General features: G+C 42.8%; 20 protein-coding genes and 1 tRNA gene. 18 read left to right on the forward strand and 3 right to left on the reverse strand.

The window, feature by feature from the left end; all coding sequences use genetic code 11:
- The first annotated feature begins 19 nt into the window (after nt 1-19).
- Nucleotides 20-1,051, forward strand: a complete 1,032-nt coding sequence (locus ACLD5M_RS04215; RefSeq protein ID WP_410314670.1) for a tetratricopeptide repeat protein — start codon at nt 20-22, stop codon at nt 1,049-1,051.
- Between the two features lie 117 nt (nt 1,052-1,168).
- Here ACLD5M_RS04215 and ACLD5M_RS04220 read toward each other — a convergent pair.
- Nucleotides 1,169-1,242 (reverse strand) — tRNA-Met (locus ACLD5M_RS04220).
- Nucleotides 1,243-1,396: 154 nt separating this feature from the next.
- Here ACLD5M_RS04220 and metA point away from each other — a divergent pair.
- The 12 genes from metA to ACLD5M_RS04280 all read left to right on the forward strand — a co-directional run bounded on the left by metA (nt 1,397) and on the right by ACLD5M_RS04280 (nt 13,875).
- Nucleotides 1,397-2,428, forward strand: coding sequence for a homoserine O-succinyltransferase (gene metA / locus ACLD5M_RS04225; protein WP_285089188.1), 1,032 nt, complete (start codon nt 1,397-1,399; stop codon nt 2,426-2,428).
- Between the two features lie 200 nt (nt 2,429-2,628).
- Nucleotides 2,629-3,483: a F0F1 ATP synthase subunit A gene (gene atpB, locus ACLD5M_RS04230; RefSeq protein ID WP_004126224.1), complete on the forward strand. Its 855-nt coding sequence runs from the start codon at nt 2,629-2,631 to the stop codon at nt 3,481-3,483.
- A 76-nt stretch (nt 3,484-3,559) separates the two neighbouring features.
- The gene (gene atpE, locus ACLD5M_RS04235) at nt 3,560-3,793 is read left to right on the forward strand and encodes an ATP synthase F0 subunit C (protein ID WP_004126223.1); all 234 of its coding nucleotides are present in this window, start codon (nt 3,560-3,562) and stop codon (nt 3,791-3,793) included.
- A 64-nt stretch (nt 3,794-3,857) separates the two neighbouring features.
- Complete coding sequence (locus ACLD5M_RS04240) at nt 3,858-4,400, forward strand: F0F1 ATP synthase subunit B (RefSeq protein ID WP_116794576.1); 543 nt, start codon at nt 3,858-3,860, stop codon at nt 4,398-4,400.
- A gap of 86 nt (nt 4,401-4,486) precedes the next feature.
- Nucleotides 4,487-5,068 carry a F0F1 ATP synthase subunit delta gene (locus tag ACLD5M_RS04245; RefSeq protein ID WP_116794577.1) on the forward strand — a complete coding sequence of 194 codons (582 nt, stop codon included), beginning with the start codon at nt 4,487-4,489 and terminating at the stop codon, nt 5,066-5,068.
- A 16-nt stretch (nt 5,069-5,084) separates the two neighbouring features.
- Nucleotides 5,085-6,746, forward strand: coding sequence for a F0F1 ATP synthase subunit alpha (atpA, locus tag ACLD5M_RS04250; RefSeq protein WP_004126217.1), 1,662 nt, complete (start codon nt 5,085-5,087; stop codon nt 6,744-6,746).
- A 3-nt stretch (nt 6,747-6,749) separates the two neighbouring features.
- Nucleotides 6,750-7,754, forward strand: coding sequence for a F0F1 ATP synthase subunit gamma (locus tag ACLD5M_RS04255; RefSeq protein ID WP_004126216.1), 1,005 nt, complete (start codon nt 6,750-6,752; stop codon nt 7,752-7,754).
- Nucleotides 7,755-7,760: 6 nt separating this feature from the next.
- On the forward strand, nt 7,761-9,248 hold the full coding sequence (gene atpD, locus ACLD5M_RS04260; protein ID WP_004134078.1) for a F0F1 ATP synthase subunit beta: 1,488 nt from the start codon (nt 7,761-7,763) through the stop codon (nt 9,246-9,248).
- A 2-nt stretch (nt 9,249-9,250) separates the two neighbouring features.
- A complete protein-coding gene (locus tag ACLD5M_RS04265) occupies nt 9,251-9,565 on the forward strand; it encodes a F0F1 ATP synthase subunit epsilon (protein WP_004134079.1) in 315 nt (104 codons plus the stop codon).
- A gap of 634 nt (nt 9,566-10,199) precedes the next feature.
- Complete coding sequence (locus tag ACLD5M_RS04270) at nt 10,200-10,958, forward strand: hypothetical protein (RefSeq protein ID WP_410314671.1); 759 nt, start codon at nt 10,200-10,202, stop codon at nt 10,956-10,958.
- Between the two features lie 614 nt (nt 10,959-11,572).
- Nucleotides 11,573-12,823: a Fic family protein gene (locus ACLD5M_RS04275; protein ID WP_410314672.1), complete on the forward strand. Its 1,251-nt coding sequence runs from the start codon at nt 11,573-11,575 to the stop codon at nt 12,821-12,823.
- Nucleotides 12,824-12,831: 8 nt separating this feature from the next.
- Complete coding sequence (locus tag ACLD5M_RS04280; protein ID WP_410314673.1) at nt 12,832-13,875, forward strand: FAD:protein FMN transferase; 1,044 nt, start codon at nt 12,832-12,834, stop codon at nt 13,873-13,875.
- A gap of 321 nt (nt 13,876-14,196) precedes the next feature.
- Here the strand turns inward: ACLD5M_RS04280 and ACLD5M_RS04285 are convergent, their stop codons facing one another.
- Both ACLD5M_RS04285 and ACLD5M_RS04290 read right to left on the reverse strand, forming a co-directional pair.
- Nucleotides 14,197-15,621 carry a sensor histidine kinase gene (locus tag ACLD5M_RS04285; protein WP_375169147.1) on the reverse strand — a complete coding sequence of 475 codons (1,425 nt, stop codon included), beginning with the start codon at nt 15,619-15,621 and terminating at the stop codon, nt 14,197-14,199.
- Between the two features lie 6 nt (nt 15,622-15,627).
- Entirely contained in the window at nt 15,628-16,329 is a 702-nt protein-coding gene (locus ACLD5M_RS04290) for a response regulator transcription factor (protein ID WP_020973693.1), read from the reverse strand.
- A 139-nt stretch (nt 16,330-16,468) separates the two neighbouring features.
- On the opposite strand from ACLD5M_RS04290, the gene ACLD5M_RS04295 reads away from it, so the two are divergent.
- The 5 genes from ACLD5M_RS04295 (at nt 16,469) to ACLD5M_RS04315 (ending at nt 21,142) form a co-directional block, all read left to right on the forward strand.
- Complete coding sequence (locus tag ACLD5M_RS04295; protein ID WP_004129738.1) at nt 16,469-17,233, forward strand: ABC transporter ATP-binding protein; 765 nt, start codon at nt 16,469-16,471, stop codon at nt 17,231-17,233.
- A complete protein-coding gene (locus ACLD5M_RS04300; RefSeq protein WP_004132069.1) occupies nt 17,230-17,955 on the forward strand; it encodes an ABC transporter permease in 726 nt (241 codons plus the stop codon). The genes ACLD5M_RS04295 and ACLD5M_RS04300 overlap by 4 nt, the downstream gene beginning before the upstream one ends.
- A 13-nt stretch (nt 17,956-17,968) precedes the next feature.
- The gene (locus ACLD5M_RS04305; RefSeq protein WP_032841590.1) at nt 17,969-18,733 is read left to right on the forward strand and encodes an ABC transporter permease; all 765 of its coding nucleotides are present in this window, start codon (nt 17,969-17,971) and stop codon (nt 18,731-18,733) included.
- Nucleotides 18,734-18,880: 147 nt separating this feature from the next.
- A complete protein-coding gene (locus ACLD5M_RS04310; protein ID WP_410314682.1) occupies nt 18,881-19,216 on the forward strand; it encodes a hypothetical protein in 336 nt (111 codons plus the stop codon).
- A 183-nt stretch (nt 19,217-19,399) separates the two neighbouring features.
- Nucleotides 19,400-21,142, forward strand: coding sequence for an FTR1 family protein (locus ACLD5M_RS04315; RefSeq protein ID WP_375169146.1), 1,743 nt, complete (start codon nt 19,400-19,402; stop codon nt 21,140-21,142).
- Nucleotides 21,143-21,197: the final 55 nt, after the last annotated feature.

Below are 21,197 nucleotides of genomic sequence, written 5' to 3' on the forward strand. Positions count from 1 at the left end.
ATTAGCAAAAGAGGCAATAATGGTAAACGGTCAGTCGCAAGGAATGAATCCAGGAGGATTTTCGCTTGCTGGAGCTGTAGATTTAGAAGGCGTGAAGCGTCGCGTGGAAGCGCAAGCTAAGCAGGCTGCAAAAGCTGGAGCTGGTTCGGATGCTGGTTCTTCTGCCAATAATTCGGCGCCAAAAGCAGGCGGATACGTTATTGACGTTAACGATAAGTCTTTCCAGGCAATGGTTCAAACTTCCGTAAGTTTTCCTATTATTTTGTTGCTTTGGCAGCCTGGAGATACTGCTTATTACGATGTTGCACAAAAATTAGCTGATGCAGTAAATTCACTCGACGGTCGTATGCAGTTGGCGCGTATTGATGCAGACGAAAGCCCAAGTATTGCTCAAGCTTTGAGAGCTGAGCAACTTCCTGCAATTTATGGTTTGATTGGCGGACGCCCTATGCCAATTTCGCAAGGATTACCTAGCGATGATGAGTTGCAGCAGATTTGTAGCGCAATTTTACCTCAATTAGTGCAGGTGGCAGAGCGTTCGGGGGTTGCTGGAACGGCTCCTTTTGTACAACCGTCTGAAGATGCTAAGGATGATTCAGAAGAATCTTCAGATAATAATTCTAGTTGCGAAAATCAAGTTCCTGCAGCTCATGAAAAAGCGCATGAGCTTGCTATGAAAGGTGATTACGAGGGCGCTGCTTTAGAATATGCGAAGCTTATGGATGCAGATCCGCACGATTCTATTGCTGCGCGTGAACATGCCAAAGCTTTGCTGCTTGCGCGTAATACTAATACAGATGTTGCTTTAGTGCGCAAAAATGCTGGCGATAATCCTAATGATGTAGATGCGCAGCTTGCTGTGGCAGATGTCGATATGATTGATGGTCATATTGATGACGCTTTTGGCCGTTTGCTTGATTTTTTGGCTGCGGAGCATCGTTCGGATGCTGAGGCTATTCGATCTAGAATGCTTGAGTATTTTGCTATGCTTCCTGCAGATGATGCTCGATTAGCGCGCGCTCGCCGTCGCCTTGCAATACTTCTTTATTGATTCTTATGCAGATGACTTGTATTTTGGCGATTGCAGATTGAACTTCTTATGCGTTACTAAACAAAAAAGCCAAGAACCACAACAATCGTGAGAAATTCGTGTGATTCTTGGCTTTAGTAGCGGGGCATGGATTTGAACCATGGACCTCTGGGTTATGAGCCCAGCGAGCTACCGAGCTGCTCCACCCCGCGTCGGCTACTTTTAGCAGCTCTATCTACGATAGGTGCAAATTTGAATTTGTCAAATTCGGGCGTGTCTCTCTGTATTTGGTTAAAATTTTACGATTTGTGCACATTAGTGACATAGACACAATAAACATAAACAAGTGCGGGGTACAATAAACACATGCCTATTAAGATTCCTGAAGGATTGCCAGCGCGAAGCATATTAGATGCTGAGCGAATTTTTGCATTGGAACGCCCAGAAGCAGAACAGCAGGATGTTCGACCACTTCGTTTGTTGATTTTGAATCTTATGCCCAAAAAAATCGAGACAGAAACTCAGCTTTTGAGACTCATCTCTAAATCTCCTTTGCAAGTCGATGTCGATTTTATGAAAACTTCCACGCATATATCCACACACGTTAACGCTGATCATTTAGTAAAATTCTACGAAAATCTTGACGCACTTCGTAACAACTATTACGACGGATTTGTTGTAACGGGAGCTCCTGTTGAGCACATGGAATTTGAGGATGTCGACTACTGGCACGAATTTACGCAAATTCTTGACTGGGCAGCAACACACGTTTTCTCAACAATGTATTTGTGCTGGGGGGCAATGGGTGCGCTTTACTATAGATATGGCATAAAAAAGCATGTTCTCAGCGAGAAAATTTTTGGTGTGTTCCCACAATATTTGCAGGATGAGTACTGTTTTCTTACAAATGGTTTTGATGAAATCGCTTTACAGCCGCATTCTAGGATAGCGAGTGTTGATGTTGACAGCATTTCTTCAGATCAGCGTTTGCAAATTCTTACGTATGGTCCCGAATCTGGCCCAGGCTTAGTCGCTACGCGTGATTTTTCTGAAGTTTTTGCGCTTGGACACTGGGAATACAGCAAAATGACTCTTGCGCAAGAATATGAGCGTGACATGTTAAAAGGTTTGAGCAACGTGCCATTCCCCTACAACTATTTCCCTTATGACGATCCAAAATTAGAGCCACTATTTTCTTGGCGTGCACACGCGAATTTGCTTTGGCGCAACTGGCTTAACTGGGTGTACGAAACTACGCCTTACAATCTTTCTGATATTCCACATTTAAGAACTGCTGGAAAGCTTGGAACTGAACGTTCTATAAGGCATGAGCCGGCTTCTCCGCGTTCTGATAACTTTTGTCCATTTGACGGTATTAAGTACGGTATGAGCAAATAAATTTTGAAGTTGCGTAATTATGTACAAGCGAAGAGTACAATCAGCAGTTAGATGTATTTTTCGTTTCGTGCCCCGCGCCTTACGAGATACGGAATAGATGATTTAGATAATATATAACGCCGCAAGATGATTGAATTTAATAATGTGAGTGAGTGGCGTAGTTGTGAAGGCGTGTGAACGAATTGCTTAAGGAGGCACTTATGGATGGAATGGTTGACTTTTTACTGAGGACTACCAATGTAGCTTCAGCAGTGGCTTCGTCTGGACCAGAATTGCCTAATATTGGCGAGTTTTTGCCTCCAGAGATTTTGTTCCAGGGCACACCGTTTGCCATGAATCGCATTATTTTGGTGCGTGTTCTTATGGCTGTAGTCGTTATGATTATTTTCGGCATTGGTGCCGCTCGCGCAAAGTTAGTTCCAGGAAGATTCCAAAGTGTGCTAGAAATCTTAATGGACTTTGTGCGCTACAACATCGTTTACGAGATGATTGGTGAAGAACGTGGCAAGCGTTACGTGCCAATGATGTCTACACTTTTCATCACGATTTTCTTCTTTAATCTTTGTTCTGTGATTCCAGGATTAAATATGGCTGCAACAGCAACCATTACTGGTCCGTTGGTATTTGCTTTGTGGGTTGTGTGTCAATATCTTCTTGCTGGCATTCGTGAAAAAGGTTTTTTGCGATTCTTCCGTGAAGCGTTGTTCCCAGCGGGCGTGCCATGGCCGATTTACTTCATTCTTTCGCCATTGCAGCTCATAGAATTAATAATTGTGCGACCACTTTCGCTTACAATCCGTTTGTTTGCGAATATGATTGCTGGCCATTTGCTGGTGGCCACTTGCTTAGTATTCACCAATTTCTTTGTGGTGGATTCCAGCAATAAACTCCTTGCCTTCGGCGGTGCTTTGTGGCTGCTTGGTGGCATTCTGTTTACCCTATTCGAAATTATGGTAGCCGGTTTGCAGGCGTTTATTTTCACTGTGCTTGCTTCTGTCTACATTTCGGAAAGTTACCCGGAGGAAGAAGAAAAGTCTGCTGTTGCTGTTGCCTGATAGCATAGCTTAAATATTCAGATTTTACCCATCTTACGGGTTTATACTGGTTACTGTTTTAACAGAAAGGAAACCAATGAATAATATCATCGCTCTCGCAGGTTTGGTCGGCAACCTCAGCATTCTTGGCTTTGCTGTCGCAACAATTTCTCCTGCACTTGGTATGGCAATAGTCGTTGCTAAAGCTATGGAATCTACTGCACGTCAGCCAGAAGTTGGCAACCGTATTCAGTTGTTCATGTTCGTTGGCTTGGCATTTATTGAGGTTCTGGGCTTGCTCGGATTCGTTGCCTACATTATGGGAAAGTGAACCGAACGAAACAACTCGTTCCAGCACAAATATAAAAGTGTTGAAGGAATAGAAAGGACAAGCCATGGCACATGCATCTGAGAGTAATGGTTTGGCGTTGTTCTTGCCTGAGCCTTATGACTTAGTGTGGTCGTTAGTTGTTTTGGTAGTTCTTGCAGCGTTTTTCTACAAGTTCGTTATGCCTAAATTCCAGGCAATTCTTGATGAACGTGCAGAAAAAATCGAAGGCGGAATAGCTAAAGCAGCAAACGTGCAGCATGAAGCTGACGAATTAAAAAGTCAGATGGAAGAAGAGCTTGCTCAAGCTCAAGTTGATGCTGCAAAAACTCGAGAAGAGGCTCGTACGGAAGCTTCAAAAATCATTGGCGAAGCTAGACAACGCGCTGAAAAGGATGCTGCAAAAATCATTAGTGAAGCGCAGCATTCTATTGAAGCTCAGCATCAGCATGCCATGTCCAGCCTCCAAGGAGAAGTATCGGTTCTTGCGGCGGCATTAGCTGGCAAGATTCTTGCATCCAAGCTGGATGACGATACTGTGAGCTCCAAAATTATTGATCATGTGATTGATGAAGTTGGAGAAGCTAAAAATTCGGATCAAAGCAAGTAAGGCTTTAAAGTATTCATCTAAATTAATTTATTGAGATTAATACGTAAATTGCGTTACTTCGTTATTACAGAAACGAGGAGGTAAGAATGCCAGAAAAGGCATCGCGTGCAAACGACAGTTTGTCGCGTTCTTCTCTTGCGCAGGCCATCTCAGATGCGCACGATGAAGCGCAGCGCATCGCTGACGAACTTTCGTCAATGATGGACATGATTGATCAGTATCCTGAGCTTTCTGATGCGATTACCGATCCGAATAGATCTTCGGAAGATAAGTCTCGTCTAATTGACGAGCTTATTGGAGGTAAAGCGCACCCTGTCGTATTGCGCATTATGCATTATCTAGTAGGAACGTGGCATGGTGGTTCTGAAAGTGGCAAAACCGGCAGCTTCGGCGGCGCTTGGTCAGGATTTGAGCGTGAAGCTGGCGAAACATTGGTTACTGTCACTACTGCTCAGCCGCTTACAGATAAGCAAATTAAGCGTTTGATTGAAATCTACAGTAATAAGTTGGGTCATCGTGCATACATTAACCCAATTGTGGATCCAAACGTGCTTGGCGGCATGCGTATACAGATTGGTGATCAAATAACTGATCGCACCATGTTGATGCAGCTCAAGCAGTTGCAACGTTCTGCGCGCAATGGCGCTTGGACACAGGCAGTGAAGTAGTAAATTAAGGAGAATTATGGCGGAACTATCTATTGATCCCGCCCTGATACGCAAGGCGCTCGACGGGTTCGTTGACTCGTACAAGCCTACTGACATGCCAACACAAGAAGTTGGCTATGTTGTTACGGCTGGTGACGGCATTGCGCACGTAGCTGGATTGTCCGGCTGCATGGCAAACGAGCTGCTCACATTCGAGAACGATACCTTGGGTCTTGCGTTTAACCTTGATGCGCATGAAATCGGCGTTGTTATTCTTGGCGATTTCACAGGCATTGAGGAAGGGCAGGAAGTATACCGCACAGGCGAAGTGTTGTCTGTGCCGGTTGGTGACGCTTATCTTGGTCGTACTGTGGACCCGTTGGGTAATCCAATCGATGGTTTGGGTGCGATTGAGTGCAGTGAGCGTCGTATTCTTGAAGCCCAGGCTCCAGACGTTATTCACCGTCATCCAGTTGACGAACCTTTGTCTACTGGTTTGAAGGCTATTGACGCAATGACGCCAATCGGTCGCGGTCAGCGCCAGTTGATTATTGGCGACCGTCAAACTGGTAAGACGGCAATTGCAATCGATACGATTATCAACCAGCGTGCTAACTGGGAAACTGGAGATCCAAAGAAGCAGGTTCGCTGCATTTATGTAGCAATCGGTCAAAAGGGTTCAACAATTGCTTCCGTGCGTCAAAGCCTCGAAGAAGCTGGCGCTATGAAGTACACCACAATCGTGGCAAGCCCAGCTTCTGATTCTGCAGGTTTTAAGTACATTGCACCTTACACCGGTTCTGCAATCGGCCAGCACTGGATGTACAACGGTAAGCATGTTTTGATTGTTTTCGACGATTTGTCTAAGCAAGCAGAAGCATACCGTTCAATTTCCTTGCTTTTGCGTCGTCCACCTGGGCGTGAAGCATACCCAGGCGACGTGTTCTATTTGCACTCTCGTCTGCTCGAACGTTGCGCTAAGCTTTCCGACGATTTGGGTGGCGGCTCTATGACCGGTCTTCCAATCATCGAGACTAAAGCAAACGACGTTTCTGCATACATTCCAACCAACGTGATTTCCATCACCGATGGTCAGATCTTCTTGCAGTCTGATTTGTTCAACGCAGGTCAGCGTCCAGCAGTAGACGTCGGTATTTCTGTTTCTCGTGTTGGTGGTGCGGCACAGGCTAAGGCTTTGAAGAAAGTTTCAGGCATGTTGAAGATTTCTTTGGCTCGTTACAAGTCTTTGGAATCCTTCGCAATGTTTGCTTCCGATTTGGATGCAGCTTCTAAGGCTCAGCTTACTCGCGGTGCGCGTTTGACGGAGCTGCTTAAGCAGAAGCAGTTCTCTCCTCGCGCAATGGAGCAAGAAGTTGTTTCTGTGTGGGCAGGTACGCACGGCAAGCTTGACGATATTCCTGTGAAGGATGTTTTGCGTTTTGAAGACGAATTGTTGGATTACCTCGATAAGGGAACTGACATTTTGCAAGTGATTCGCGATACTGAAGATTTCACTAAGGAAACTGAAGCTAAGCTTGATGCGGCCATTGAAGATTTCCGTAGGACGTTTAAGACTTCTGTTGGCAAGCCTTTGATTGTAAAGGATTCGTTGCCGCCGGCTGAAAATCCTGCTCCTGTTGAAAAGGAACAGCTTGTAGCTAAGCCAAAAGCAGATAGTCGCGAGCCTGAGGGGAAGTAGCGTATGTCCTCCCAACTTGCATTGAAATCGAGAATTATTTCCACACAGTCTTTAGGTAAAATCTTTAAGGCTCAGGAAATGATTGCGTCTTCGCATATTGCAAAAGCGCGAGATATTGCGCTTAATGCTAAGCCTTATAGTGACGCAATTTTCGATGCCGTGCAGGCGTTGGTAGCTCATCACGAAGCAAATATTAAGCATCCTATTTTCGGTAAAGAGCATGCTGGCAATCGCGTAGCAGTTCTAGCCCTTACTTCTGATCGTGGAATGGCTGGTGCGTTTACGTCTTCGATTATTCGTGAGACTGAAGCGCTTCTTGCAAAACTCGATGCGGAAGGTAAGCACGCTGAGCTGTACGTGTACGGTCGACGCGGTGCAACTTACTACAAGTATCGCAATCGCGATGTGGCAGGTACGTGGGAAGGTTCTACTGACCATCCTGACGTTACTATTGCAGAAAAGATTTCCGATACTTTAATGGACGCTTATATGACGCCGGAAGCAGAAGGCGGAGTTTCGGAACTGTATATTGTTTTCACCGAATTTATTAATATGGTGAGGCAAAAAGTTCGTACGTTGCGTATGCTGCCAGTTGAGCTGGTTCCTTTGAAGGATGGTGAGGAGTTTGCTATGCACCGTCCTGATTACGAAGCAGCTTCTGGACCTTCAGCATCGTTGTCGTCTACTAGTGCAGTTTCAGCTCGCGAAGAAGCAGTCAGTCGCAGCAATCCAGAGGCTGTTGAGTATTGCTTCGAGCCAAGTCCGGATGAAGTGCTGGATTCTGTTTTGCCGAAGTATATTCAGTCTCGTATTCACGAGTGCTTACTTACTTCTGCTGCTTCTGAAACAGCAAGTAGGCAGAACGCTATGCATACGGCTACAGATAACGCCCGCAATTTGGTGGATGATTTGACAAGAAAGCTTAATGCTTCTCGTCAGGCATCCATTACTCAAGAACTTACCGAGATTATCGGCAGCGCTGATGCGCTGAATAATGAGGAGGATTAGGAGCATATGGCTGAAAATCAGACCACAGCGCCTCCAGAAGCTGAGCAGGAGGTCGATCCAACAGCTGGTCGCGTAACCCGCGTTCAGGGTTCCGTGATTGACGTTGAATTCCCAGTCGGCTATCTGCCGGATATTTACAATGCTCTCAAGGTCGATATCAACACCGTTGGAAACACGGAAGGTGATACCGTTCACGAGATTACGCTGGAAGTTGAGCAGCACCTTGGTGATTCGACTGTGCGTGCAGTTGCTTTAAAGCCTACTGACGGCTTGGTTCGTGGTGCTTTAGTGCGAGATACTGGCGGCCCAATTTCTGTACCTGTTGGCGATGTTACTAAGGGTCACGTTTTCGACGTTACCGGCAACATTTTGAATGCTAAGCCGGGCGAGAATATTGAAGTAACTGAGCGCTGGCCAATTCACCGTAACCCACCTGCTTTCGATCAGCTTGAGTCTAAGACTCAGATGTTCGAAACCGGCATTAAGGTTATCGATTTGCTCACCCCTTACGTTCAGGGCGGTAAAATTGGTCTGTTCGGTGGTGCAGGCGTTGGTAAAACCGTGTTGATTCAGGAAATGATTCAGCGCGTTGCGCAGAACCACGGTGGTGTTTCTGTGTTTGCTGGCGTTGGTGAGCGTACCCGTGAAGGTAATGATTTGATTGGCGAAATGGCTGAAGCTGGCGTTTTGGAGAAAACGGCACTTGTCTTTGGTCAGATGGATGAGCCTCCTGGGACTCGTCTTCGCGTGCCTCTTACCGCGTTGACTATGGCTGAGTACTTCCGCGATGTGCAGAATCAGGATGTGTTGCTGTTCATCGATAACATATTCCGCTTTACTCAGGCTGGTTCTGAGGTGTCCACATTGCTTGGTCGTATGCCTTCTGCAGTTGGTTACCAGCCAAACTTGGCGGATGAAATGGGTGCGTTGCAGGAGCGTATTACTTCTACGCGCGGCCATTCCATTACGTCGCTTCAGGCTATTTACGTGCCTGCTGATGATTACACTGATCCTGCACCTGCAACAACCTTTACGCACTTGGATGCAACTACTGAGCTTTCGCGTGATATTGCAGCTAAGGGTATTTACCCAGCTGTGGATCCTTTGACTTCTACTTCTAGAATTTTGGATCCGCGTTACGTTGGTCAGGCTCACTACGATTGCGCAAACCGCGTTAAGGCTATTTTGCAGCGCAACAAGGAGCTTCAGGACATCATCGCTTTGATTGGTATCGATGAGCTTGGTGAGGAAGATAAGACCACTGTGAGCCGTGCTCGTAAGATTGAGCAGTTCCTTGGTCAGAACTTCTACGTGGCTGAAAAGTTCACAGGCCGTCCAGGTTCTTATGTGCCAGCAGACGAAACCATTGAGGCGTTTACTCGCATTTGCAATGGTACTTACGATGATATTCCGGAACAGGCGTTCTCGGGTATTGGTGGCATTGACGATCTTGAGCGTCGTTGGCACGACATGCAGCAAGAGTTTGGTGCGTGATCATGGCAGAGAAGCAAGTAAAATCGCTGCACGTTAGTGTTGTGGCAGCCAGGCATCCTGTTTGGGAAGGTGACGCCAAGTTTGTGGTCATTCCTTCTGTGAATGGCGCAATGGGTGTGCTTCCTGGGCATGAGGCTGTGCTTGCGTTGATTGATCACGGTTTTGTGAAGGTTGACGATTTGAAGGGTGTGCGTCACGTTTTTAAGGTGACGGACGGCTTCTTCTCGGTTGACTCTGACAATATTACGATTGCTGTTGAGCACAGTTGTAACGTTGATAAAGACGGCAACGTGCTGCCTAACGCTAAGGTGATTTAGGTTGCTTTTGTTGCTTATGTAAGTTTGTTGCTTTTGTAAGTTTGTAAACTTACGTAAGTAAGGTAATCTCTTACAAGGTAGGAGTTTGGGTATTCTCAAGCTCCTACCTTTTTTGTTATTATGACTGATTTTTGACTAATTTCGGGGTAATCTGCATAAACTGCTCAGCGCGTGAGTAATTTATGTCGCCTACGCAAGAAAATCCGACCAAAACGACTCAGTCGTGAGTAGTTTATGTCGTGTGTGAAGGCGACCTCCGCGCGTGTCGCGGGAAAAGTGACGGTTTTTCAAGGGTTTGCGGGCAGTGCGGAGGAGCTGCCGCGAGTTTCCTGAGAGTTTTCTGAGAAAAATCTTTGAAAATCGTGAAATAGTATTTTTTACGATTAAACATTGCTGTTTAGCGTATTTTTTATAGTTTTACGCGCTTTTACTTGAATATTTTTGTAATTTTGTTGATGTTTTTTGTTTTGGACGCTTGTTTTTGCTCTTGACTTTTTCGAACGGGGGGGGGGTATGTTAATAACAGCTTTCAGCTGGATGCTCTATCTGAAAGTTATCCACAAGAGATTGATTTTGTGGGTTTATGTTTTTCACTGCGTTTTAAGCGTGGTGGAGAAGAAGAAAGGAAAATATTATGTTGAATAAGAAGGCTATCGCCGCACTCGCTGCTGGCGCCACCCTCGTTTCTGGCTTGGCTTTCGCTGCCCCAGCAATGGCTGACGGTACGAATTTACCTAAAGAAGTTATTGAGAATGCTAAGAAGCAGGAACAGGCTGATGCAGCTGAGTTGAATAAAAAAGTTGAAGAGAAAAAAGCTGAAGAAAATAAGGCAGTTTTAGAGAAGCTTGATAAGTCCAAGGCCTTCGAAAACTTCCTTAACGGTTCCGAAAAGGGAGATATTGTAGATGGTGCTTTGGGCACCTTGAATGGTCGTGGTGCTGCAGAGGTTTCAGCAGCTAGGTCCAAGGCTAATGAAGCTACTGCTGCTTTGAATGCTTTGAAGGCTAAGTGGGCTGATATGTTGGCTCAGGCTGATTATCTTGACGCTGAAGGTGAACATGAAGCTGCTGCTGCTTTGCGTAAGTCTTACTACACTAATGTTCCATTCTTAGATAGTATTTCTGCTGCTACTAAGAATGAGAAGGAAGCCAAGGATGAGCTTGCTAAAGCTGAGAAGGCTTACAAGGAAAGTAAGGAACGCTTTGCTAAGTTCTTGAACAATCTTGGTGGCAAGAAGGCTGATGTCAAGAAGTCTGATAAGAAGGCTGACAAGAAGGCTGAAGCTAAGAAGGCTGCTCCATTGGCTAAGACTGGTGCTGCTGTAGCTTTGGCTGCTGTTGCTGCTTCCGTGCTTGCTGGCATGGGTGTTGCTCTTCGCAAGATCCGTCACTAAGCTTTTAGCACATTAAGTGTGTTGATTGTTTAATGATTTGTGAGCGTGCTGTATGTGAGTATGGTGCGCTCACTTGTTAAATCTTTCACTCAACGTGCTGCGAATGCTGTCTAGTGCTTTGTGGCGGGTTTGCTTTCGGGCTTTTGCATGATTCTACTGTTTTGCCAAATCTCTTTCTTCACGGTAGTGTTGTGCGCTGGCTTTCGGGGGCGTGACTGTTGAGTGTTTGGCTGGCTTGTTTGTTAGGGAAACGAGTCGGTTTTGTTAAAGGGCTTGGGTTTGGTGCTACTAGGGGCATCAGGCTCCAAGCCCTTTCTTCGTATGCTTTCCTATTTATGCTAAGCGACTAAAACAGCACGCGCGTGAGTAGTTTATACCGCTGTTTTGCCAAAATGTCGGTATAGATGAATGTTTTTTACTCGCTATGCCTTCATTTTGGCAAAATGTAGGTATAGAATAGATTTTTACGTTAGCTATGCAATCATTTTGTGATAAATGCGTTATTTGCGTATATGCAAAAATATCGCAAGCAAAATATTGCAAGACATTACTACAAAATCATCAATAGCATAAACGCAATAATGTAAACGCAATAATATAAACGGAGTCGCATTATGGATTACAAAACAATACGCACAATAGTTGCAATGTCTAAAAGTAATGCGAAACCTTGCGATATTGCGGAAGAAGAATATCGCTTGCGCATTGATAATCCTGCAACCTATCGTTCTGGAATCATATTTGATGCGCATGAGATTTTTGCAATGTGTGTAACGGATCTTGTAACGTGCATGAATTATATTGCGAATACTGAAAAAGCGGTTGAAAAAGCGTGGAACGAGTTGTCGCGGTTTGCTCAACGCGAATATTTAATGCAACTTATTGCAAAAGAAGTGCAAAATACCAACATTATTGAAGGTGTTCACAGCACTAGAAAAGAGCTTTCCAAAGCACTTGATGCTGCAAACGAGCAGAATAATCATACGCGTTTTAGTGAATTTACTAAGCTTTTTCTTGAACTTGCAGATTCAAATGAATGTGACACTTCGATTCCACAAACCTTGCAAGATATACGAAAAATCTACGACAGTATTATGCAGGGCGAATTAGAAACAAATAATATTCCAGATGGTGAGATTTTTAGGAGTGGAAAAGTAAGTATTCGCGATGGTGCAAATAATGTAGTACATGATGGAGATGCAACGGAAGCGGAAATTCAAAAGCATTTAACGCAGATGTTGCGTTTGATGAATAGTAGTGACGTTCCAACGCTTATTAAGGCGTGCATGTGCCACTATGCTTTTGAAAGCGTGCATCCATTTTATGATGGAAACGGCAGAACTGGGCGGTTTTTGCTTGCTTTGCAATTGCATGAGCAGCTTTCAATGCCAACAATTTTGAGCTTAAGTTCTATAATTTATGCAGAAAAGTCTGGATACTATGCTGCTTTTTCTAAAGCTCAGGAACTATTTAATTGCAATGATTTAACTATGTTTTGTTGCACAATGTTGGAATATATTGTAAAAGCACAGGGCGAAGTGTTTGAGAATATTAGTGTGCAATTAAAGCACATTATTTACTGTATGGGTAAGCTGCGTGAGCTTTTTCCAGAGGAAGAAATTTCTAAAGTGCAGCGTGAAGCTCTGTCTATTTTGTTGCAAAATAAGCTTTTTTCGTATAATCCAACTCCAATGACTCGCAAGCAACTAAGCGAATACGTTGGCAATGCAATTGATGAGAAGATTGGTGAGAGAAAGATTGTGAGCGCGCTTAACGGTTTGATTGATCTTGGAATGGTTGATTCTATTGGCGAACGTCCTATTCGGTATGAGCTTTCTAAAAAAGCGAATGAAATGTTTGCGTGAGGCAAGCGATGTTTAGGAATGTAATGGCGTTTGAGCGCGCGCTTGGAACTGGGATTATTATTTCCAGCAGCAAGCCGATTCCTGAGCGCGCTGAGCAGCGGATTCGCGCTTTTGTTGAAGAGTATGAATCGGTGCTTTCGCGTTTTCGTGCAGATTCGCTTGTTTCGCGCATGGCTCGTGCGGAGCATGGCGGCGAGTTTGAGTTTCCAGCATGGGCTGGGCCACTCTTTGCACTTTATAGCGAGTTTTACGATGCCACTCGCGGTGCTTTCGACGCGTGCATTGGCGCGGATTTGCTTGCGCTTGGCTACAACAATTCTGTGCAATTCGTTCCAGAGTCGGCAGCTAGCGCGAGTTCTAATATAGGCAGTTGGGCTAATTATCGCCGCGCTCTGCCAGTTAAGTGGGCAGATATTTCGCGAGATAGTGGCAGCGCAACGCTTCATACAAATCAGCCAGTGCAGCTTGATTTTGGGGCAGCTGGGAAGGGCTATTTTGTAGATCTTGTAGCGAAGATTATTAAAGATGGGCTTAGCGGCGATTCGCCTTCGGATTGTGATTCGCCTGCGGATTGCGATTTTTTGGTAAACGCTGGCGGAGATATGTGCGCTTGTTTTAGTGAAGAAAATAGCCAAATAAAAGTGGCTCTGGAAAATCCGTTTGACACAACTCAAGCGGTAGGTGTGGTATCAATTGCAAGCGGAGCGCTGTGTGCATCGTCTAGTGCAAGAAAGCGTTGGAAAGTAAAAGACGCAAGTTATTTAGGAAAAGATGCAAATGGCTTTGAGTCTAATTTAATTGCGACTCACTTGATTAACGCTTTAGATGGAACTCCTGCGCAAAAACTTTCTGCAAGTTGGACTTACGTTCCTGCTAAAACTTGCGCTTTTTCAACAGCTTATGCCGACGCGCTCGCAACTGCGTTGTTCGTTTCGCAAGAAAGCGATTTGCAAAAAATCGTGCAAACCACCAGTGCTGAGTTTGCTGTAATCTCGCCAAATCATGCGCTTCGTAAAACGGCCGCCTTCCCCGCGCGCTTTTTTGCTGAATAATGCTGGATAATGCCGAATAGTGTTGACTAACGCAGAATAATGCCAACTAATGCCCAATAATGACTATGCGAGCTAGCTTGCTTGCAAGAATCGAAGCTAGACGCAAGCAATACGGTAGCGTTGCAATCAGCTTCCACTTTCAAATGTGCATAGTAAAATTGTAGAATAAATTTTACTGTAAAGTAAAAAATTGCAGAGAAGAAGATTATGTGTGATGTCTTATAAAACAGTTGATTCTTTAATGCGACATCTTAGAGATAACGGCTTAATTATTTCTGGCAGTGTGCAAAAAAGACAACTAATAAATACTGTATATTTGGGTTATAGGCCAAAAGACCTATAACCCACATTTTTACTTGGCACTGTTAACTCAACCTTAAACCCACCGTATTTGCTTCTACTTATATCAACTGTTCCATTGTGAGCGCCAATAATCTGCTGAACAATCAGCAAACCCAAACCATGCCGTTGCTCTGCAGTACTTGTATCGCAAATCATATAGTGCGGTTCATGATTAAGCTTTTCGATTTTTTCATCTGAAACACCTATACCGTTATCTTCAACACAAATAATACAATTATTATTGTTTGCAGCAACGGATACATAAATCGTACACCCATTTTCATTATGAGATATGCTGTTCTGAATAAGATTAGATATTGCTCGTTTTAATAAATCTTTATCTACATTAATATTGCAAACAGTCAATTCTGCGTCCGTTTCCCATTTAATCGAAAACTCATCTTGCATACCCATATTCATAAAATCCACAACAACTTGCCTAACAACAGCAACAACATTTTCTTCTTTTTTCATAATTGGTTGCATATTGTATTCAAGTTTTGAAGCCAGATTAAGGTCATTAATCAAATTCTTCATTCTGGCACTTTGCTTAATAATCATCGTCGCTTTTTTACGATCTTCTTGCGAAATATGTAGAGAATTTTCTAACTGTCCCGCATATCCCATCACCATAGATAACGGCGTACGAATATCATGCGAAACCCCAGCTATCCAATTTGCTCTTGCAGTCTCCCTTTTTCTCAATTGTTCTTTTTGCATTTGCAAAATATCGGAAGCAGAATTTATGTTAGATGAAATTTCTGAAAGCGCTCCTGTTTCTGGAATATGCACGCTTTCCCCACTAGATAAACGTCGTATCCCTTTTGTAATCGGATTAATTGATTTTAGTAGTTTTATATTAGCTATTAAATAAATTCCAAGAATCAGCAAAATGTTGATAAATAATACGCTTAAAACAATCTGCGGAAAATTTGAAATTAAACTGTAGTTCCAACTTGGTCGCGTATGTTTCCAAAAGCTGTTGTGCGGAAATCCAACTACTACAACTCCATCCTTATTTTTGCCAGTGTAAGTTGGATAACCATCAATGTAACCAACGCTCAAATTAGCTATATCAGACAAAGTATAGTCGTTTGGAATACCCGCAGGGACATTTTCTGTTTTCCACACGACTTTCAACGTATTATTATCAATCAGAATTGCCCATGCGCCAGAATTTGTCAATTTGGAAGACATATTTTTGGATAATGCATAATCCCCACTTGCGGATAATTGTAATGCTTCTCCCGTCTCTTTTGCTATGCTATAAGGAGACATCTCTTTATCGGGAGCGTAATTCCCTATAAGTACAATAAACGCAATAATATTCATTAATACTATAAGCACAGAGCTTAGTAGAAAAATACTTATGAAGCGTTGTATTAGTTTTGGTATGCTTTTCATTCTGCTTTACTCCACAATCAGCTTATATCCTAAACCTTTAACTGTTATTAAAGAAACAGGCTGCGATGGATTGAGTTCTATTTTTTCTCTGATACGACGTATATGTGCCATTAAAGAATTTTCATATCCAAAAGGATTAGCTCCCCATGCAGCTTCACATAACGCGTCAATTGTTACAATGCATCCAGCATTTCTATAAAGTGCAGAAAGTAAATCATATTCTTTGGCTGTGAGTGGAATATGTTCGTTATTTTTTATTACTTGGGCAGAAGAAAAATCAATCTGACTATTTTTCAGTTTAACAATGGGATTTTCGCTCTTGTAGCTTCGTCTTAAAATTGCCATAATGCGAAACGTTAGCTCTTTTGGAAGAAACGGTTTTACAATATAATCGTCTGCTCCTAAGTCAAATCCCTTAAACTTATCTTCATCTTCACCGCAAGCAGTAAGGAATAAAATAGGACAATCACTATATTGTTTTATCTGCTTCATTAACTCAAACCCATTACCGTCTGGGAGCATAACATCAAGGATTGCTAATTCTGGACGTAATTTTTGTGTTGCTTCTACTGCATCTTTTATACTTTTTGCAGTCGTTATATTATAAAAACCGTATTCGTTTAATATGGACACAACCATATCTAGAAGTTCCTGCTCATCATCGACAAGTAGCAGATGCTTGTTCAATAAATAATCATTCCGATTCATGGAGAACCCCCTAACATATATTATGCCATGTGAATATTCATTTTTTGACATCGCATAAAAATGTAAGGTAGATGTAAGGTGAAGAGAATGTTGTAGAAAGGTTGACGCAATATCATAAATCCTGAAAGGAGATATTGCCATGAACAATATTGTTACAACAGAACATTTAACAAAAAAATATAAATCATTTATTGCTGTTAATGATGTTTCACTTCATATTCGCAAAGGTAGCATTTACGGCTTTCTTGGGCCAAATGGAGCTGGAAAATCTACAACAATGAAAATGCTCCTAGGTCTTACGGCTCCAACAAAAGGTGTATTTACAATCGACGGAAAGCAGTTTCCTGCCGATCGCATACCTATTTTGAAAGAAATAGGCTCATTTATTGAATCACCATCTTTCTATGCAAATCTAACAGGTAGAGAAAATCTTGACATTATACGTCGCATTTTAGAACTACCTAAGAGTGCAGTTGATGACGCATTAGAATTAGTAGGTCTTTCTGAGTTTGCAGACCGTCTTGCAAAAAAATATTCGCTTGGCATGAAGCAAAGGCTTGGTCTTGCTGGAGCATTGCTTGGTAGACCACCTATTTTGATTTTAGATGAGCCAACAAATGGACTCGATCCATCTGGCATACACGAAATCCGAAATCTGATTAAGTCACTGCCAGATCTTTACGATTGCACGATTCTTATTTCTTCTCATATGCTATCCGAAATTGAGCTTATTGCAGATGATATTGGAATACTTAATCACGGACACTTGTTATTTGAAGGTAGTTTAGATGAACTACGACAGCATGCATTACAATCTGGTTTTGCTTCCGACAATTTGGAAGATATGTTCCTATCCATGATTGATGAAGACAATAAAATCAGGAAGCAGAGTGCAAGACTATGAAAACGCTTGTAATCGAACTAAAAAAATGCAAGAGAACTGGCTTTATAGCTCTTATGATTGCTATTGGCGTTATGGGAGCAGCGTACGCTTTTGTGAATTTTATTGTACGAAAAAATACATTATTAAACCTGCCTTTAGCTCCTATGGATATTCTTCTTACACAGCTTTACGGCATGATTATGGTGTTAAACATGTTCGGCATAATAGTCGCAGCATGCATTATCTACAACATGGAATTTAAGGGAAATGCAGTAAAAAAGATGCATATGCTGCCTATGAGCGTTCCTGCTATGTACCTATGCAAATTTATACTGCTGACTGTTCTGTTACTAATCGCTATTTGCATACAAAATTTAGCACTTGCAAAAATCGGTGTAACAGATTTGCCACAAGGTACGTTTAATGTAAGTACTCTTATATCTTTTGCTGCATATTCATTTATTACGTCAATGCCTGTATTGTCCTTTATGATTTTTGTATCATCACGATTTGAAAACATGTGGGTGACGCTTGGAATTGGTGTAGCAGGATTTTTAAGCGGCATGGCATTGGCTTCTTCAGACATTGTGCTTTTTATGGCATCACCTTTTATAGTTATGCTAAAACCAGCAGTTGCCATGAGCGCGCAACCTAATACTACGGTCGTAATCGTATCCATAGTTGAAACACTTCTGTTTTTATGTTCTGGATTGTGGGCGGCTAAGAACCTGCACTATGAATAAGGAGATTATGAAAATGAGATTTTTTGAACTTTTTAGAATCGAATTTAAGAAAGTAAAGCGTAGTAAAATTATTCCTTTGATTTTTATTGCGCCATTACTTGTGGTTGGATCTGGTGTAGCAAGCCTTCATAGCTACTTCACTCCAGAATATACAAACGCATGGGCTGCTATGTTTCTTCAAAGCGCATTAGTCTACTCATATTATCTGCTTCCGCTTAGTATGATTGTTATCTGCGTGATGATTGCAGGACGAGAAACAAGCAATAACGGAATACTAAAAATGCTGGCACTGCCTGTTAGCAGATACGCGATTTCTGCTGCAAAATTTTGCGTACTGCTATTTTATTTGCTTATGGAAATGGTCGTATTTTTTGCCGTATTCGTTATAGCAGGATTGTTTGCAACCAGTAGCACGGGAGTTACAGAAACGCTACCAATTATGTATCTACTAAAATGGTGTTTAGATCTGTTTTTGACTATGATTCCAAGCGTAATAGTCATGTGGGCGATTACTGTGCTTTTTGAAAAGTCAATGTTATCCGTTGGATTAAATATACTTCTTGTAATTCCTGGCGTATTAATAGCAAATACTCCACTTTGGATAGTTTATCCTTATTGTTACAGCGGATATATGGTCTCCCGCTCTCTACATGCAGTTACATCAACAGGATTAGGAAACGGATTTAATCTTATACCATTTTTGCCATGTGCAATTGCAATATCTGTGTTTGTATTTTTGATTGCAATAACACAATTTGGTAAAAAAGAGATGAGATAACAAATGAAACGAAATAACAAATGCAGATGTGACTTGCAAAATCGCATATAAGATTATAGCTATACACAAAACGCATAAAACGTTCAAAACGCTCAAAACGCAGTATGGAAACAAATAGAACAAAAACAAACAAAAAAGCTTTCGGTTTTGAATGCCACTAGTAGCAAACAAAACCGAAAGCAATACACTCAACACTCAAAACCCCCATACGCACAGCAAACTCCAACACAAATCAGAGATAAAAATGTTCTTGCTTCTATTAGGGTGGCGGTTGACTCTAGCCCGCAGTTGCGTAGTAAAAAGAAGCTTATTGAAGGGTTTATTGCGCAGCTTAACGAAAAAGAGTTGGAGAAGCTGGCGGATTATAGCAATGGCGCTGCGGCTAAGGCGCGCACTGAGAAGAAAAGTCGCATTGTGGAAAGTATGAGAAACATGTTTAATGAGTTTGTTGGGCTTATCAGTTTCAACCAAAACGAAAGATAATTCTCGTTATCAATATCATTTTTGCAATATTTGCGTGTTTTTTGCTCCGAACTATATCAATCTACATGATATGTCGATATCATGTACCTGTGGGGCCTTTGATGGCAAGTTTTAGTTGGGTGCGCTCAATCGGGGTAGAGCGCGTTGAGAAGCAGGAAGTGTAAGAAGACACGAGGAGATGTTATGCGCGCGTGTAAAAGTGTGCGCCGAGTTGTTTCCGGTGCTACCGCGCTCATGCTGGCTGTATGCATGGTTATGTGCATGTCTATGTGCACGTTTGCGAGTTTTGTTATAAGCTCGTTTGCTGTAACTATGCCAGCTTTTGCAACAGACGCAGATCGTTCGTACGCTAGTTGGTCGGATGTTTCTAAGGCGATTGATAGCCAATTGAATCAGGGCCAAAGTGAATATAAAAGCGGCAATAATTCGGGAGCTGCCACACGATTCCAGGCAGCTTACAATTCCGTTTATGTTGCTTCGAATATGATTACTGTTGTTCGAGATACTTTTGGTCAGAATAAAGTTCAATCGCAAAGCGATCAATTCCAGCAGTTGCAAACGCTTGTGTATCAGCAAAATCAGGGAGATCAAATAGCAGCTGTGTCGAAAGCTCTTTCGGAAGATGTTGCGCAAACTACAGCTCAGCTTGACTCAAACTCAAAAATAGATAAGCCGAATATTTACGCGCAAAAGCTTCGTGCGCAAATCAAAGCAGAGCGTAAAAAGCTTGACGCTGCAAAAAAGAAGAATCTTGGACGCAATGGCCGTACGTGGAGTCAAGTTGCTCGAGAAATGAACGTTATTCTCGACAAATCCGTTGCAACCTACAAATCTGCAAAAGGCAACAAGTCTCAAGTTGCAGCAGCAGTTGATTTAATCAACGAAGCCTACTATCAGTATTACGAAAAGCTCGGTTTTGAAAAGAACGTAATGAATGCAATAAGCGGTAGTCGCGTTTCAACAGTCGAATATCAGTTCAAAGAGTGCCGCCAAGCAATGAACAACGGAAAAACGGTTGAGCAAGCTAAAAAGTTCGTAACGGATCTTAAAGCAATGCTTATTGAAGACTCGGCGAAATTAGACAAAGGCGCATCTTCAAACGCGAATCCGTTTATGCAGTTTATAACCAGTTCTTTCGGCCAAGCTTTTGTGATTTTGCTTCGCGAAGGCTTGGAAGCGCTGCTGGTTGTTGCCGCAATTATTGCGTACCTGATTAAATCCGGCCACAAAAACATGGTTAAGTACATTTACTTAGGACTTGCTGCCGGTATTGTGGCTTCGTTGATTGTTGCAGCTCTGTTTGGCTTACTTTTCAACGGTTCTGGACCTCAGCAAGAGATTACAGAAGGCGTGGTTGCACTGTTTGCAATGCTTATGCTTTTGTACACAAGCAACTGGATGATTTCGCGTTCTTCCGTACAAGCGTGGAATAAGTATATTAGTGATCAGACTACGGCTGCAGTGTCTAAAGGCAGCCTGATTTCACTCGCTCTGCTTAGCTTCCTTGCGGTGTTTAGAGAAGGCGCAGAAACTGTAATCTTCTATCAGGCTATTTTTGCTGTTTCAAGCGGAGCTGACTCCCTGATTTGGGGCGGTTTTGCTGCCGCTGCTGCAGTTCTGGTAGTTATATTCTTGCTTATTCGTTTTGCTTCCGTTCGCATACCAATTCGCCCATTCTTTGCTGGCACAAGTGCTCTTATGTCTGTGCTTGTGGTGATTTTTGCCGGCGGCGGCGTGCATGCTCTTATTGAGGGTGATGCGCTCGCAGGTATGTATATTCAAGGCTTGCCAACTAACGATTGGCTTGGGTTCTATCCGTACGTGGAAACGATTACGGCTCAGATTGTTGCTGCAATCGTGGTAATTTCGCTACTTTGCGTGTCTATTGCGCGGAGTCGTGGAAAGCGCGCGATAGAAGGTAAATAGGCAAAATTAAATAAACAACAAATAAACAATAAATAAATAACTAAATAACAACTAA

Source organism: Gardnerella sp. Marseille-Q9185, from assembly GCF_046508745.1.
In the GTDB taxonomy this organism is placed as follows: Bacteria; Actinomycetota; Actinomycetes; order Actinomycetales; family Bifidobacteriaceae; genus Bifidobacterium; species Bifidobacterium greenwoodii.